We start from the raw sequence: 12,034 nt of genomic DNA, 5'->3' as shown, positions 1-12,034 counted from the left end.
CGCATTCGGCCATTTTTAGGTGAGCTGCGACCTCACCTGAGGTCGAGGCGGACAACCTTGCTGCAAAGAGAGGGTTTCACATGCGAAAAACCAAGATTGTTGCAACGATTGGTCCTGCGAGCGAATCGCTTGAAACGCTGACAAAGTTGATCGAGGCTGGTCTGGACGTCGCTCGTTTGAACTTCTCTCACGGTACATACGATGAACACGCTGAACGGATTCGCCGCATTCGCGAAGCCTCCGCAAAGGTCGGAAAGCATGTCGGCATTATGCTGGACATCAAAGGGCCCAAAATCCGGACGGGTAAAATCCAAGGCGGCCAGGTGGAATTGGCGGACGGCGACGAGATCGTACTGACGATTGACCCTGTTGAAATCGGGACGAAGGAACGCGTTTGGATTTCGTACGAAGGCCTTGTTGATGATGTTTATCCGGGCGCACCCATCCGCATCGACGATGGCCTTATCGGACTTGAAGTCACGGCTGTCAAAGGCCATGACATTCATTGCCGAGTGACGAATGGCGGTACGCTTAAGGACAATAAAGGCATTAACGTGCCGGGCGTGACCTTGCGCATTCCTGGCGTTACAGAGAAAGACAAAGCGGATATTGTATTCGGTATTCAACAAGGGGTCGACATGATTGCCGCATCGTTTGTCCGCAAGGCGGCTGACGTTCTCGAAGTGCGCAAAATCCTCGAGCAACACAATTACCAAGCGGACATTATTTCCAAGATCGAGACACAGGAAGGTATGGATCGGCTCGACGAAATCGCCCAAGTGAGCGATGGCATGATGGTTGCTCGCGGTGATCTTGGCGTTGAGATTCCGACTGAAGAAGTACCGCTGGCGCAAAAGCGTATTATTTCGCTTTGTAACAAGTACGGCAAGCCTGTCATTACCGCCACGCAGATGCTCGATTCCATGCAGCGTAACCCGCGGCCGACGCGAGCAGAAGCGAGTGACGTTGCAAACGCCATTTTTGATGGCACAGACGCTGTGATGCTTAGCGGTGAGACGGCCGCCGGCCGCTATCCGCTTGAATCTGTGCGCACGATGGCGCAAATCGCCGAGCGTGCGGAAGCCGCCTTGGCGCACGAGGAAGTGACCTACCGTCACCGCACAGAGGTCACCAAATCGGTGTCTGATTCTCTCGCACATGCGGTGCGCACCTTGGCGGCTGATCTCGACGTCGTTGCAATCGTCACAGCAACGACATCGGGGCACACAGCTCGCTCGGTATCCAAATACCGCCCAATGTCTCCTATCATTGCAGTAACACCGTACGATCACGTTGCGCGCAGGCTGACCGTGTTCTGGGGTGTACACCCCGTCGTTGCGCCGGACATTGCCGAGACCACCGATGAACTCCTGGAAGGCTCCATCCAGGGGGCCTTGTCAACAGGCTGTGTGCACACCGGGGATCGGGTCATCATCATGGGTGGCATTCCGGCAGGCACCTCCGGGACGACCAACTTCCTGAAGGTCCATACCGTGTAACGGATCTACATCCTTTTGGGCGCGAGGCCGTCATGAGCCACCAATCATTGCGCGGAATTCCTCTTCGACGGAAGTGGGATTCCGCGTTGCCATACTCGGGTTTATGCATACGATAAGCAGTCGTTTACATTGATTAGTGCCTACCATATGAATGTGTGTGGTGGCCTGTTTGAGCCAATTTTGAGAAGTTAGGGGAATCATGATGACGCGGGTGTTTTCGGGGATTCAACCATCTGGAACGCTGACGATTGGCAATTATCTCGGGGCCATGAAGCATTTTGTACATCTGCAGCGGGAAGCGGAGTGCCTGTTTTGCGTGGTGGACATGCATGCTATCACTGTACCTCAGGATCCGGAGGTGTTGCGGACCAATTCGCGCAACTTGGCTGCCTTGTACCTTGCGGCCGGGATCGATCCAGACAAGGCCACCCTGTTTGTGCAGTCACACGTTCCTGCACACGCAGAACTGGGCTGGATGCTGCAGTGCATTGCGTATTACGGTGAATTGTCTCGCATGACGCAGTTCAAGGACAAGTCTGCACAAAAGGATGTCGTCACGGCAGGGTTATTCACCTACCCGGCCCTCATGGCCGCCGACATCTTGCTCTATCAGACAGACGTCGTCCCGGTTGGCGAGGATCAGAAACAGCATCTTGAACTGACGCGCGATGTGGCCGAGCGATTCAACAATCGGTTTGGCCAGACGTTTGTCGTCCCGGAGCCATACATCTCTAAAGTCGGTGGACGCATCATGAGCCTCGAAAACCCGGCTAAGAAGATGAGTAAAAGCGATGAAAGCCAAGGGGCGTTCATTTCGATGCTCGATGAGCCGGACGTGATACGAAAAAAAATTGCCCGTGCTGTCACCGACTCGGATAGAGAAGTGCGCTACGATCCCGAAGCCAAACCCGCAGTGAGCAATTTGATGACGATTTATGGCCTGTTTGCGGATATGTCGATGGAGGATGTCGAGCGGCATTTTGCGGGTCAAGGCTACGGTCCCTTCAAGAAGGAGTTGGCAGAAGTCGTCGTCGAAGGCCTTAGACCGATTCAAGCGCGGTACCGTGAACTCGTCGGTTCGCGTGAGGTCGATGAGATCCTTGCGCGTGGTGCGCAAAGGGCTGCAGAATTAGCTGCGCCAACACTTGCAGACGTCAAAACGAAACTAGGGTTCTTACCAGCATGAATCCAGCCTGCGATCCCGGTTGCGTACCGACTCGCAGGTAAGGACGAGGAGGGAACGCCATGAGGCTGTTGGTTGTCGAAGATGAGCCGCAGCTTCGCCGGGAACTTGTTGCACTATTCGAGCGGCACGGTTATTTGGTCGATGCCGTCGAAACGGTGTTTGACGCGGTGGAACATGGGATGAGCATGGCGTATGACTGTATTGTGCTCGATTACATGTTGCCAGATGGTGATGGGATTGAAGCCCTCACCCAACTGCGCGAGGCTGGTTGCCCGACGCCGATTTTGATGTTGACTGTGAAAAATGACCCGAAAGACCGCGTGTTTGGTCTCAATAAGGGTGCGGACGACTACCTCGGCAAACCGTTTCATCCCGATGAACTACTGGCGCGTGTGGGTGCGTTGGTGCGGAGAACCCCCTCACTGTCCGATGAGGAAGTGCTGACGCATGGCAAGGCAACCTTACGCACCAAGTCGCGAAGCCTGGAATACGACGGACGGACCCTTGAGTTGACCAGCAAGGAATTCGCACTTATGGAGGCCTTGATGCGGCATAAACACCAGTTGATGACGCGAGATCAACTCATCGCCAAAGTCTGGGGGCCGGATGCAGAGGTTGCCGACAGTGCCCTTGACACCTATATCTACTTTCTGCGGCGAAAGTGCGCGAACATTGGCTGGAAGAACGCGATTGTCACCGTGCGTGGACGAGGTTACGCCTTGCAGCCGGAGGGCGAATAAAGATGTTTCGACGGATGTACGTCACGATATCGGGCCTGCTCATCATGAGCACAGGCCTTTTACTTGTGTTGTTGGGGATTGTCGTGTATCACGAATTGCAAAGCGATCTGGTTCGCGACGGAGAATTGGCGATGGAGAACAGCGTCCCCGCCGTAGAAGCGGCCTTAGCCCGCAGCGCGTATCGCGAAGGCGAAGGACCTCCAGTGCGCGACAGCCTCGGCAACAGTATCTATTACTATGCCGTCGGCAGCAGTGCCGAGATCGCACATTCGCCGCACGCACCTGTGCCGTTTGAGGTGATTCACGGTGTCGCCGTACTGCGTAAGTTCGCCACCTTTGCCTATAATGGCGAGCCGTACCGTCTTTACACCTTGACGGTTCCCGACCCTGACGCGCTGCCAAGCGATGTCGTGGAGACGGCGTACAACCCTTTAGCTTCTCCATCGAAGACGACCGTGGTCCTGTACATGTACAGTTTGATCACACAAGAGCGCTCCATGCTTCACCACACGCTTCGCCTGATGGAAGTTGTCGGCGGCGCGGGATTTTTGCTCGCCGTCGCGGGTGACTTAGTATTGGCTCGCAGGCTTGTGCAACCGGCGTTTCGCACCTGGTCCGCTTATAATGAATCGGTGCTCGAACTGTCGCATGAATTGCAGACGCCCATTGCCACCGCGAACGCCATGTTAGCCAGCCGTGGGGTCGATCCACACACGGCAGCGGACATAAGGCGTGAATTGGAGCGAGCTTCAAAAATGGTATCTGACATCCTCTATTTGTCCAAGCTCCGATCCGGTGTCGCGGATCAGCCGACGGAACCGGTGGCCGTCTCCGACATTACAAATGAATTAGCTGACCGCTTTACGGCCGTGGCTGCTGGCGTTGGCATTGCAGTGTCTGGCGCTGCGGACGAAGGGCTGTTCGTCGAGACAACTGCAGGAGAATGGGAGCGCCTGATTAGCACGCTGTTCAAAAACGTGATCGATCACGCGGCGAGGCCCTCCACGGCGTCATGGTCGCTTTATGGCGAAGGACGGCGGATTGTGTTTCTCGTGGAGAATGCCGTCGGAAGTCGCGTTGACGGCGATCGGCGGCAGGCGCCAGAACGGGGAGTCGGGCTGAAAATTGTCGAGCGCTTGGCACAACGTATGCGCGGCGTTGCGCGTATCGAGACGACGACCTCACGCTTTCTTGTCGAAATCAACGTTCCGGCACTACGCCCCCATTGATAGCGATTGCAGACGAGACCGGTTGTGCTATTATGGAATGGGATGGATTGCAGAGCACACCCACCTACTTCCATGTTCTGCACCTGCGCGAGGGTGTCGCGCCGCGACCGCCAGAGTTGGTTCACTACATACGAGGAGGGCCTGCCATGCCGAGCTTTCAACAGTATTCGCTACCGACTTCAGGGGAGCCCATCACGCTCAAAGATGGACGTTTACAAGTTCCGGATCACCCCATTATTCCGTTTGTCGAAGGAGATGGAACAGGTCCTGACATCTGGCGTGCTTCGCAGCGTGTGTTTGACGCCGCCGTTGAAAAAGCCTATGGCGGCAAGCGGAAAATCGCATGGTATGAAGTGTATGCCGGTGAAAAAGCGTACGATAAGTTTCAGGAATGGCTTCCACAAGATACCCTCACGGCTTTTTCGGAGTACATCGTGAGCATTAAAGGACCTTTGACGACGCCTGTGGGTGGCGGTATTCGTTCGCTCAACGTGGCGGTTCGCCAAGAGTTAGATCTCTATGTCTGCCAACGACCGGTCCGCTATTTTCAAGGCGTGCCCTCACCTGTGAAACACCCCGAGTTGGTCGATATGGTGATCTTCCGCGAGAACTCCGAGGATATCTATGCAGGTGTCGAGTGGCAGGAGGGAACAGCCGAAGTTCAAAAGGTGATCCAATTCCTTCAAAATGAGATGGGCGTGAAGAAGATTCGTTTCCCTGAGACATCGGGTATTGGCATTAAACCGGTATCTCGGGAGGGTACGGAGCGTCTGGTGCGCGCTGCAATTGAATATGCACTGCGCCATAAGCGCAAGAGCGTCACGCTTGTTCATAAAGGAAATATTATGAAGTTTACGGAAGGCGCTTTCAAAAATTGGGGTTACGCATTGGCTGAGCGCGAGTTTTCGGATCGCGTCTTCACTTGGGCACAGTATGATCGAATCAAGGCTGAGCAAGGTGCAGAAGCCGCAGATCGGGCGCAGAGTGAAGCTGTCCAGGCAGGAAAAATCATCGTCAAAGACGTCATTGCTGACGCGTTCCTACAACAGATTCTGACGCGCCCAGCAGAATACGACGTGATTGCCACGTTGAATTTGAATGGTGACTACATTTCGGATGCTTTAGCTGCCCAGGTCGGCGGCATCGGCATTGCCCCGGGGGCGAACATCAACTACGAAACGGGGCACGCCGTGTTCGAGGCGACGCACGGAACAGCACCGAAGTATGCGGGACTCGATAAAGTGAATCCCGGCTCCGTCATCCTTTCCGGCGTTATGATGTTTGAATACCTTGGTTGGCAAGAAGCTGCCGACATGATTACGCGCGCGATGGAAAAGGCCATCGAACAAAAGGTTGTCACCTATGACTTCGCTCGTTTGATGGATGGGGCTACAGAGGTCAAGTGCTCCGAGTTCGGCGACCAAATCATCAAGAACATGGAGTGAGGGGCACCCCACATGCTTAAGCGAAAGAAGATTTCGGTCATCGGCGCTGGATTTACCGGGGCGACTACGGCTTTCATGCTTGCGTTGCAAGAGTTGGGAGATATCGTTCTGCTCGACATTGCGCAGCTCGAGAATCCGACCAAGGGCAAAGCTTTAGATATGCTTGAGGCGATGCCAGTTGTCGGCAGTGATGTGCAGGTAATAGGAACTAGCGACTACAAGGACACGGCTGACTCGGACCTCGTCATCATCACGGCTGGTGTTGCACGCAAGCCGGGAATGAGCCGTGATGATCTGGTGACGACGAATGCCGGTATTGTGAAAGCTGTAACGGAGCAGGTTGTACAATACTCTCCCAATACCGTTATTGTCGTATTATCGAACCCTGTCGATGCGATGACATATGTCGCCTACAAAGCAAGTGGCTTTCCCAAACAGCGAGTCATCGGCCAGGCGGGGGTGCTCGATACCGCGCGTTTCAATGCGTTTGTCGCCGCGGAACTCGGCGTCTCCGTCGAGGACGTGCATGGTTTCGTCCTCGGCGTGCACGGTGACGATATGGTTCCGCTCGTCCGCTACTCGAACGTTGGCGGGGTACCGCTCACGCAGCTTTTGCCTGCTGAGAAGATAGAACAGATTGTGCAGCGTACGCGAACCGGAGGCGGTGAAATCGTCGGTTTGCTCGGCACCGGCAGCGCGTATTATGCACCTGCTGCGTCCCTTGCGCAAATGGCTGAGTCGATTTTGAAGGACAAAAGGCGTTTGCTCCCGGCTATAGCCTATTTGGAAGGTGAATATGGTTACGAGGATTTGTTCCTCGGTGTACCTACCATACTCGGTGCAAACGGTATCGAACGAATTGTTGAAATCGAATTACAGCCGGAGGAAAAGGCGGCGCTCGACAGATCTGCTGACTCTGTTCGAAATGTTATTGCCTTACTGCAGTAATCGGTGTGTGTCCAACAGGGCCAAAGGAAGACGATTGTCTTCCTTTGGCTGTTTTTGCGTTGAAGCCGCCATGCAGTGACATGGAAATCGAGTCGCAACCCGAATGTGATAGAATAAAACGAGGTCAATTGCTTTCTTGATTTTCCGGGATGTGTCCGGAATTAGAGGTGTTTTATGTCAAGTAATCCGAAGTTACTGCTCATCGATGGTAACAGCATCCTTTACCGTGCGTTTTTTGCGCTACCTCCACTGTCTAATCAGCAAGGGGTTCCGACGAACGCGGTATATGGATTCACCATGATGCTTTTGCGCCTGCTTGCATCGGAACATCCGACGCATCTTGCAGTCGCTTTCGATAAATCCAAAACAACATTTCGCCATGCGGAATACGCCGAGTATAAAGGGACACGTCAGCAGACGCCGGATGATCTCGTGCAACAATTCCCCTTGGCACGCCAAACTCTAGAGGCCTTGTCGATACCCGTTGTCGAACTGCAAAACTATGAAGCGGACGACTTGATTGGCACGTTGTCGAAGCGTGCTGAAGAGGCTGGATGGGATGTTAAAATTGTATCGGGAGATAAAGATTTACTACAATTGGTTTCTCCACGGGTACACGCCCTGCTCACGCGCCGCGGCATCACGGATGTCGAATATTACGATGAAGCTGCGGTCGCTGCGCGATATGGCCTTCGCCCCATGCAAATCGTAGATCTAAAAGGTTTAATGGGCGATACGTCGGACAATATTCCAGGTGTCCCTGGTGTAGGGGAGAAGACCGCCATCAAGTTGCTTACGAGCTTTGACACGGTCGAATCCGTACTGGATCATGTCGATGAAGTTCCAGGCGCCAAGTTGCGTGAACGATTGGCGGAACATCGTGAGCAGGCGTTGCTTTCGAAAAGGTTGGCCACGATTCATCGCAATGCGCCACTGGAAGTCGAACTGGATGATCTCTCCTACCGTGGGTACGACGCAAAGCAAGCAATCGAGTGGTTTCGGGAATTGGCCTTCCATTCGCTCATCGACAAAATTTCCGAGGAAATGAGTCCGGCGTCGACGGATGACGAGTTGCAACAGCTAAAGGATGCGTGGTTATCGTTTTCATATGAACGGATTGTTCGGGTGGCAGATTTGGAGCGAGTCTGGAGTGGTCTAACTGGGCCTGTGGGCTGTATTCTGGACTTGCAACCGCCCGACTACCATGATGCGGAGATTCGTGGCATGGCTTTGGCCACGGCGAGCCAGGCGTACTACTTATGCTTTGATGATGACCTTGAGATGAGTGATATCCGCTCTTGGCTGCTTGGAGACAGTCCAAAAGTTGTGTTCGATTTGAAGTCCATGGCCTTCGCCCTCGACGCACATGGAATTGGACTGTCTTCCGATGGACACTGGGACGATGTTAAGTTGGCAGCGTATTTATTAAATCCGACTGACGGTGAGGTGGAATTGGAAGATATTCTTAGCCGTGAGTTACGCGTCGAGGTGCCCAGCGTGACGAAAGTCACAGAACGCCGTGAAGCACTGCTCACATACGTTGCGGCCAAACTCCCGGAATTATATCAATCGCTTCAGTATGCATTAGCTGCGCAGGAGTTAGATGACTTGTACAGCAAGGTCGAACTGCCACTGGCGTTCGTTCTGGCGAAGATGGAGATCACCGGCTTTCACGTGAACGAGGACAAACTGCGTGCGTTTGGGACGGATTTGTCGGCGCGCATCGACCGCCTAACACAGGAAATTTATGAACTGTCCGGAGTTTCGTTCAATATCAATTCGCCTAAGCAACTTGGAGAGATCTTGTTTGAAAAGCTCAACTTGCCGGCCGTGAAAAAGACGAAGACTGGATACTCGACGAGTGCGGACGTGCTTGAAAAACTGGCGCCTTATCACGAGGTCGTCGCAAAAATACTCGATTACCGCCAACTATCCAAGTTGCAGTCCACCTATGTCGACGGGTTGTTGAAAATGATTCGCAAGGAGACAGGGCGGATTCACACCCGTTTTCATCAGGCTTTGACTGCGACCGGTCGTTTGTCGAGCAGTGAACCGAATCTGCAAAATATCCCTATTCGGTTGGAGGAAGGGAGACGTCTGCGCCAGGTTTTCGAGCCGACATATCAGGACTGGCTGATTTTTGCGGCTGACTACTCGCAGATCGAACTCCGCATTTTGGCCCATCTTTCTGGCGATGAGGCGCTCATCGATGCGTTTCGCAGTGGCATGGATATTCATACGCGGACCGCGAGTGACGTCTTTGAGGTTTCGCCTGACGAGGTTACACCTTTGATGCGGCGCCAGGCGAAAGCTGTTAATTTCGGGATTGTTTATGGTATTAGTGATTTTGGTCTGGCCCAGAACTTGAACATTCCGCAAAAGGATGCAAAACGGTTTATCGAGGAGTACTTTCGCAAATTCCCTGGAGTGCGCAAGTATATGGACGAGATCGTAGAGCAAGCGAAAGAGAAGGGCTTTGTTACGACGTTGATGAACCGACGGCGCTATCTACCTGACATTCGGAGCCGCAATTTTCACCTGCGCAGCTTTGCAGAGCGAACCGCGATGAATACGCCGATCCAGGGAACGGCAGCCGATCTGATTAAACTCGCCATGGTGCGGATCGATCGGGCTTTGCGTGAGGCACAGATGGATGCCCGCATGTTGCTCCAGGTGCACGACGAATTGATTTTTGAGTGTCCGCAGGATGAATTAAGCGAGCTACAACAGTTGGTTCGTGACAACATGGAGAACGCGATGACGTTAAACGTGCCGCTTCGGGTGGATACCGCGTACGGGCGGACTTGGTACGATGCAAAGTGAATTCGGTTGGAGGAGAGGGGGGGGTCGTGTGCCGGAACTACCGGAAGTGGAGACGGTTCGCCGAGGCCTCGCCGAGCTCGTGTCAGGCGATGTGATCGTCGATGTACAGGTGAGCTTGCCACGAATCATTCGCTACCCTTCCGTCGCTGATTTTGTCGATCGCGCCACTGGACGAACCATTCGCGCAATCGGCCGCAGGGGCAAATATCTTCTATTTGACTTGGCTCCGTACACATTGGTTTCGCATCTTCGGATGGAGGGCCAGTATCGAGTTGTTCCAACAAGTGAACCTTTGGCTTTGCACACGCATGTCATATTCCGGCTCGCAAGCGGACGGGACCTAAGATATCGCGACGTGCGGCAGTTTGGAACCATGGATTTGTTGTTGCCGGACGAGTCACGGCCAAGCGGCTTACAGACGCTCGGACCTGAGCCATTTGACTCAAATCTAACGCCAACCCTTTTGCGATCATCGTTACAAAGGCGAACGGGGCCAGTGAAGGCGGTGCTTCTCGACCAGACGATCATCGCAGGGCTTGGCAATATTTATGTGGACGAGGCGCTCTTCTTAAGTGGCATTCATCCTTTGGAACCCGCCAATCGCCTTGGCCCAAAGCGACTTGCCCGCTTGCTATCTTCGATACGGGACGTGCTGGGACGCGCCATTGAGGCGGGCGGATCGTCCATTCGCACATATCAGGACGGCTATGGACGACATGGCGGCTTTCAGATTCAATTGAACGTATATGGCCGAACAGGCGAGGCTTGCCGCCAATGTGGTAGTGAGATTCAGCGGACGCGTGTATCTGGAAGGGGAACCCATTATTGCCCGCAGTGCCAGCGCCGCGGTCGGATCCCGAGGACACGGGTGCAGCCGGAACGGGAGGTCGGCGGATGAAAGGAAGAATCGTCGGGTTAACGGGTGGGATCGGCAGCGGCAAGAGTACCGTGACCGGTATGCTGCGCGATCTCGGTGCCTATGTGGTGGATGCAGACGTATGGGCGCGTCGTGTGGTTGCCGTAGGTAGCGATGGTCTAGCCGAAATTGTGCGCGAGTTCGGGCAAGCTGTCTTGTTGCCAGATGGTTCTCTCAATCGCAAGCAACTTGGTGAAATCGTCTTTCAAGACGCGGCAAAACGCATGCGGCTCAACGCCATTACACACCCGCGCGTTCAGCAGGGCATGGTCGAGGAAACGAATGCATACTGGCGTCAACGCCCTGGTGAAACGGTGATCTGGGATGTGCCGCTGCTGTTTGAAGGAACGGCGAAGCGCTTCGTCGATGCGACGATTGTGGTCTACGCCAGCCTTGAAACGCAAATCCAACGCGTGATGGTCCGCGATGGGTTAGACAGGGACTCGGCGCTCGCACGTATTCACGCACAGATGCCCCTCGAAGAAAAGTGCAAGTTGGCGACATACGTGATTGATAACGACGGATCCATCGAAAACACTCGGGAGCAGGTGTTGCAGGTATGGAGCGAGATTCGCAAGGGCGACGGCCCCGCTTCATCGTCCTGAACCGGCGTTCGATGATCGCGGCGATACTGCTCATCGCAGTGCTTATCGTCATTTCTACGAACGCGTTTTGGCGGATGATGTACCCAATCCACTATCAAAAGAACATTCAGCAGGCGGCCGCATCTGCAAATGTCGATCCACTGCTGATTGCAAGTGTCATCCGAGTCGAGAGTAAATTTCATACGCAGGACGTGTCCCATGCCGGAGCTGTGGGACTTATGCAGTTGATGCCGCAGACGGCGGAGTGGATCGCAGAAATGATCCGCAATCAAAAGACTGGGTCTGGAGCCGCTGTGAACCGCTTGCCTAAGGACGCGAAGAAATTGGCCAGCCCCGAGTATAATATCCTGATTGGCAGTTGGTACGTGAAGAGCTTGATTCAGCAGTTTCAAGGCAATGAGGTGGCCGCCATAGCCGCCTACAACGCAGGTCCGCGCCGCGTTTCCACGTGGCTAAAGGGTGGTGTATGGAACGGTAAGCTCGACGACATCGACGAAATTCCAGTTGGTGAAACGCGGCACTTTGTCGATCGCGTCTTTTACAATTACGAGTTGTATCGCAAGATTTATGGGCGCGATCCTGCATGGAAGCCTGTCTCAACCGCAAATTCGACAACGTCATGACGAGAAACCAGGTGAAGAGG

General features: G+C 54.1%; 9 protein-coding genes and 1 pseudogene. All 10 read left to right on the top strand.

Annotated elements, in window-relative coordinates; translation table 11 throughout:
* Positions 1-80: 80 nt before the first annotated feature.
* A pseudogene (gene pyk / locus BLU70_RS01435) lies at positions 81-1,496 on the top strand (pyruvate kinase); the annotation flags it as partial.
* Positions 1,497-1,701: 205 nt separating this feature from the next.
* A complete protein-coding gene (gene trpS / locus BLU70_RS01430; protein WP_074691364.1) occupies positions 1,702-2,685 on the top strand; it encodes a tryptophan--tRNA ligase in 984 nt (327 codons plus the stop codon).
* 59 nt (positions 2,686-2,744) lie between these two features.
* The gene (locus BLU70_RS01425) at positions 2,745-3,425 is read left to right on the top strand and encodes a response regulator transcription factor (protein WP_040289663.1); all 681 of its coding nucleotides are present in this window, start codon (positions 2,745-2,747) and stop codon (positions 3,423-3,425) included.
* A 2-nt stretch (positions 3,426-3,427) separates the two neighbouring features.
* Positions 3,428-4,654: a sensor histidine kinase gene (locus BLU70_RS01420; protein WP_074691362.1), complete on the top strand. Its 1,227-nt coding sequence runs from the start codon at positions 3,428-3,430 to the stop codon at positions 4,652-4,654.
* A 146-nt stretch (positions 4,655-4,800) separates the two neighbouring features.
* Complete coding sequence (gene icd, locus BLU70_RS01415) at positions 4,801-6,099, top strand: NADP-dependent isocitrate dehydrogenase (protein ID WP_006447252.1); 1,299 nt, start codon at positions 4,801-4,803, stop codon at positions 6,097-6,099.
* 12 nt (positions 6,100-6,111) lie between these two features.
* On the top strand, positions 6,112-7,047 hold the full coding sequence (gene mdh / locus BLU70_RS01410) for a malate dehydrogenase (RefSeq protein WP_006447253.1): 936 nt from the start codon (positions 6,112-6,114) through the stop codon (positions 7,045-7,047).
* Positions 7,048-7,221: 174 nt separating this feature from the next.
* Positions 7,222-9,870 carry a DNA polymerase I gene (gene polA / locus BLU70_RS01405; protein WP_074691360.1) on the top strand — a complete coding sequence of 883 codons (2,649 nt, stop codon included), beginning with the start codon at positions 7,222-7,224 and terminating at the stop codon, positions 9,868-9,870.
* Positions 9,871-9,898: 28 nt separating this feature from the next.
* A complete protein-coding gene (gene mutM / locus BLU70_RS01400; protein ID WP_074691358.1) occupies positions 9,899-10,768 on the top strand; it encodes a bifunctional DNA-formamidopyrimidine glycosylase/DNA-(apurinic or apyrimidinic site) lyase in 870 nt (289 codons plus the stop codon).
* A complete protein-coding gene (gene coaE, locus BLU70_RS01395; RefSeq protein ID WP_040289664.1) occupies positions 10,765-11,391 on the top strand; it encodes a dephospho-CoA kinase in 627 nt (208 codons plus the stop codon). The genes mutM and coaE overlap by 4 nt, the downstream gene beginning before the upstream one ends.
* Positions 11,346-12,014, top strand: coding sequence for a lytic transglycosylase domain-containing protein (locus BLU70_RS01390; protein ID WP_040289665.1), 669 nt, complete (start codon positions 11,346-11,348; stop codon positions 12,012-12,014). Before coaE ends, BLU70_RS01390 begins: the two co-directional genes overlap by 46 nt.
* Positions 12,015-12,034 lie beyond the last annotated feature (20 nt).

Source organism: Alicyclobacillus hesperidum (genome assembly GCF_900107035.1).
GTDB lineage: Bacteria > Bacillota > Bacilli > Alicyclobacillales > Alicyclobacillaceae > Alicyclobacillus > Alicyclobacillus hesperidum.
This window is presented reverse-complemented; position numbering and strand designations above follow the sequence as displayed.

What these genes read in the sequence shown, in the direction of transcription:
- BLU70_RS01390 (WP_040289665.1), top strand. Translation starts at nt 11,346, where the DNA reads ATGGAGCGAGATTCGCAAGGGCGACGGCCCCGCTTCATCGTCCTGAAC.
- BLU70_RS01425 (WP_040289663.1), top strand. Translation starts at nt 2,745, where the DNA reads ATGAGGCTGTTGGTTGTCGAAGATGAGCCGCAGCTTCGCCGGGAACTT.
- icd (WP_006447252.1), top strand. Translation starts at nt 4,801, where the DNA reads ATGCCGAGCTTTCAACAGTATTCGCTACCGACTTCAGGGGAGCCCATC.
- mdh (WP_006447253.1), top strand. Translation starts at nt 6,112, where the DNA reads ATGCTTAAGCGAAAGAAGATTTCGGTCATCGGCGCTGGATTTACCGGG.
- polA (WP_074691360.1), top strand. Translation starts at nt 7,222, where the DNA reads ATGTCAAGTAATCCGAAGTTACTGCTCATCGATGGTAACAGCATCCTT.
- trpS (WP_074691364.1), top strand. Translation starts at nt 1,702, where the DNA reads ATGACGCGGGTGTTTTCGGGGATTCAACCATCTGGAACGCTGACGATT.
- coaE (WP_040289664.1), top strand. Translation starts at nt 10,765, where the DNA reads ATGAAAGGAAGAATCGTCGGGTTAACGGGTGGGATCGGCAGCGGCAAG.
- BLU70_RS01420 (WP_074691362.1), top strand. Translation starts at nt 3,428, where the DNA reads ATGTTTCGACGGATGTACGTCACGATATCGGGCCTGCTCATCATGAGC.